Here is a 3012-nt window from a genome sequence, read left to right as displayed (position 1 = left end):
AGTTCGAAACTCAATCATAAACAACAAAACGCACTTGGCTAAGAAACGAAATGAGCTGAAATTAGAGTCATTCGAAGAGCCAGAATAGCAATGAATTCGAGCGAGTAACCTGACGGCAAAGTGCGCTGAAGTCACAACTTTCAATGAAGTTCCCACATAAAAGAAGCCGCGCAAAATGAACTTGAGCCAGCAAACTTACTAACGAGGAGACTTGCGTGACGTTGCAGCTAATTAGCAGACAAACTTTCTACGTGCGATGGTCATTTTGATGGCATTTTTCACGAAACGAACAGGTGTATAGCTCGAACGCAGACAAAGATAAACAGATAATTTAACCCTTTGAATCTTATGCAATATAACGCCCAATTAACTTGCGCAGCAACGCAATACAAGAGTTCTGCATTGCACCGTAACCACTAAATCTGATTAGAAGTAAAAATGCCACGCGTTGCAAGTCAGGTTGAATTGTTTGTTATGTGTCTTTTCCGACTTCATGAATAACTATCTGAAATTTATCATCGTCCCCGATGTAATCAAAACTGTAGGATTGTTTTAAAAAGAAATGGTACTGTAACTTAGTTCCTAAGAGCTCTCGATATTCACCCGCTTTAGCAAGTTCTAAATTCAACCTTGATGAAACTTTGGGGGCAATAAGCTGAATTGCGTAGCCGGATTTGAAATCGCAATGCTCAATAATTTGCTCAAGTTTTGCGATATCACCAACTAAATCTAATTCTCGCTCCCTTCCTGCGTTCTTTATGTACTTCAACTCGATTGCGATGGCTTCATCTTCCGACTCTATAGCGAGATCAATTCTAGAATGGGACGATCTGTTCTTATCCGTAAAATAATATGCCTGATGATTACCGTTGACCTTAACTTCCCATTTGACTCTTTTATTAGGAAGTAATTTATAGAGTTCTCCAAATATAAACTCTTGAAAATCCTTCTCAATTCTTACTATAGCGCCAGATAATACCTTTCTGTGTGTATTCAAAACGGCTTCGTGAATAGCTTTACGTATTTCGTTCATAGGTACATTCTTAATATTGATACGACTAATCGTCCTGACTTGATAAGCAGTCTGACACATAACGCCGCGTTAAGTGGTGAGCAACGCTACCACCCTACCTAAACCATTGTGACATAATCACTTAACTCAAAGTAAGCCGAAACCGCCAAGCGTTGGGAATCCGTCTTAAACGCTTTGTTATGTAACATTTTCAATAGCTTGCGCTGCACTATTTTTAATTTTAGCTAAATCCGATTCTGTTTGTATAGCAAGATACTCGCAGCCTTTGAACTCTAGTTGCATATATTTAGCAGTCAACTTAATGGTTGTACAAAACACTCAGGTAAATCCACATTAAAACCAGTAGATAAGACTGAAGTAGATTTACCTTTTAGTTTACGACCTAAATCCTTTTCTATGGTTAAAAGGTCTGATAGTCGGTCGAAAAACACTTTTAGTTGTGCTGACATCGAGTACCAATAAACAGGTGAAGCAAACACAACATGATCAAAACCAGTAATTTCATGGATTATAGGCAAGAAATCGTCGTTTCTATTTTCATGCTCATAATCGTAAAAGCTGATATTAAACTCGGAAAGATCGAACAGCTTCGCTCCCGACTGTTCCACGAATGACTCGACCAAATATCTCGTATTCCCGTCAGATTTAGAAGTACCTAATATTACTGCGATTTTCATTGAACCTCCATGTTACATAACGCCGCGTTAAGTAGTGAGCAACGCCACCACCCTACCTAAAACCTTGCCACCTTAAACACCAAAGCTGACTTGAACTAAAAATGCCGAGCGTTGGGAATCTGTCTTAAACGCTTTGTTATGTACGTTTCACCGCGACCACGGAATATGTATGCCAATGCTTCATTCTACCCAATGAAGTCTTCGATTTTTCATCACGTTCAAAGAACCTGACTATTTCAAAACCTGAGAACAGAGCCTTTACCTCTGATTCCGATAAAGGTGTGGTTGGAGTACGATAGTTGTTAGCCCAACTGTCTTCAAAGCCCATGAAGTCACCAGCAAACACTCCACCGATTTCAATTGAAGATTTAATATTGCTCCAAGTCGATTCAAATTGGTTTGGGTCAGCGAAAAACAAACCGGAATTAGCAATAACTACGCCAGACTTTGGATAGTCGAATGATTCAAACGACGACTCTGTAATTTCCACTAATGACTTTGCCCCAAACCGGTCTCTACAAATAGAGACTGAATCAGGATTAATATCGAAGCCATGAACCTGATAACCCTGTTGTTCTAGGTACTCGATATCACTACCTGTTCCACAACCACAGTCAGTGGCTATTTTAAGGTTTGATTCATTGAGTCTGGATGCAAACTCAGTACGTTTTGAATGTGGGCGAGACAATGCCTTTTCGTAGTACTGGCGCCAAATTTCAGTATTTTCATCCATAAGTTTCTGATTTTCCCTAAAAGTACATAACGCCGCGTTAAGTGGTGAGCAACGCATACCACTGCACCTAACGCATTGTGCTGTAAACACTTAAGCCAAAGCAAACTGAAAATGCCGAGCGTTGGGAATCCGTCTTAAACGCTTTGTTATGCTCGTCTTTCCAACAACGACGTAATGTCTTTTTTTATTTCATCCGAAAGGCGTTCGAACTGCTCTGGTGCAACCAAATTTTCTTCGCACATTAGCATGAGCTGAATAAATGCCTTATTCCGAGAGTGACCATCAAAGATAAGCTTCATCTGCTTTTCTGATGTTTTGGAATACTGACACATGAAATGAAACCTTTCCCCTGCAAGTTCTGACTCGTCAGTAATAGTTTCAATGACTTCGTTCAGTTGTCTTGTGCAATACAACTGAATAGCTTCATTTTTAATTTCGCAGAAGACTTTCCAATCAGACTCTTTGATACTCATGCCAACCTCCATAAAGTTCCACTTTTCAGCATAGAGCATAACGCCCAATTAAGGTGCGACAACGCTATAACACCCAGACTAAACCATTGCACCGTA

The 3012-nt window shown here is 39.9% G+C and carries 3 protein-coding genes and 1 pseudogene; all 4 read right to left on the bottom strand.

Features of this window, described 5'->3' with window-relative positions:
- Positions 1 to 472 precede the first annotated feature (472 nt).
- Positions 473 to 1033: a hypothetical protein gene (locus FCV43_RS00060; protein WP_136993659.1), complete on the bottom strand. Its 561-nt coding sequence runs from the start codon at positions 1031 to 1033 to the stop codon at positions 473 to 475.
- A gap of 177 nt (positions 1034 to 1210) precedes the next feature.
- Positions 1211 to 1710 (bottom strand): annotated as a pseudogene (locus FCV43_RS00055) (flavodoxin family protein).
- Between the two features lie 136 nt (positions 1711 to 1846).
- A complete protein-coding gene (locus FCV43_RS00050; RefSeq protein WP_136993660.1) occupies positions 1847 to 2443 on the bottom strand; it encodes a class I SAM-dependent methyltransferase in 597 nt (198 codons plus the stop codon).
- Positions 2444 to 2589: 146 nt separating this feature from the next.
- Positions 2590 to 2916, bottom strand: coding sequence for a hypothetical protein (locus FCV43_RS00040; protein ID WP_136993658.1), 327 nt, complete (start codon positions 2914 to 2916; stop codon positions 2590 to 2592).
- Between the last annotated feature and the right edge of the window lie 96 nt (positions 2917 to 3012).

The sequence above is a fragment of the Vibrio genomosp. F6 genome, assembly GCF_005146325.1.
Lineage (GTDB): Bacteria > Pseudomonadota > Gammaproteobacteria > Enterobacterales > Vibrionaceae > Vibrio > Vibrio cortegadensis.
Note: the sequence above shows the minus strand (reverse complement) of the source record. Positions and strands in the feature narration are given on the sequence as shown.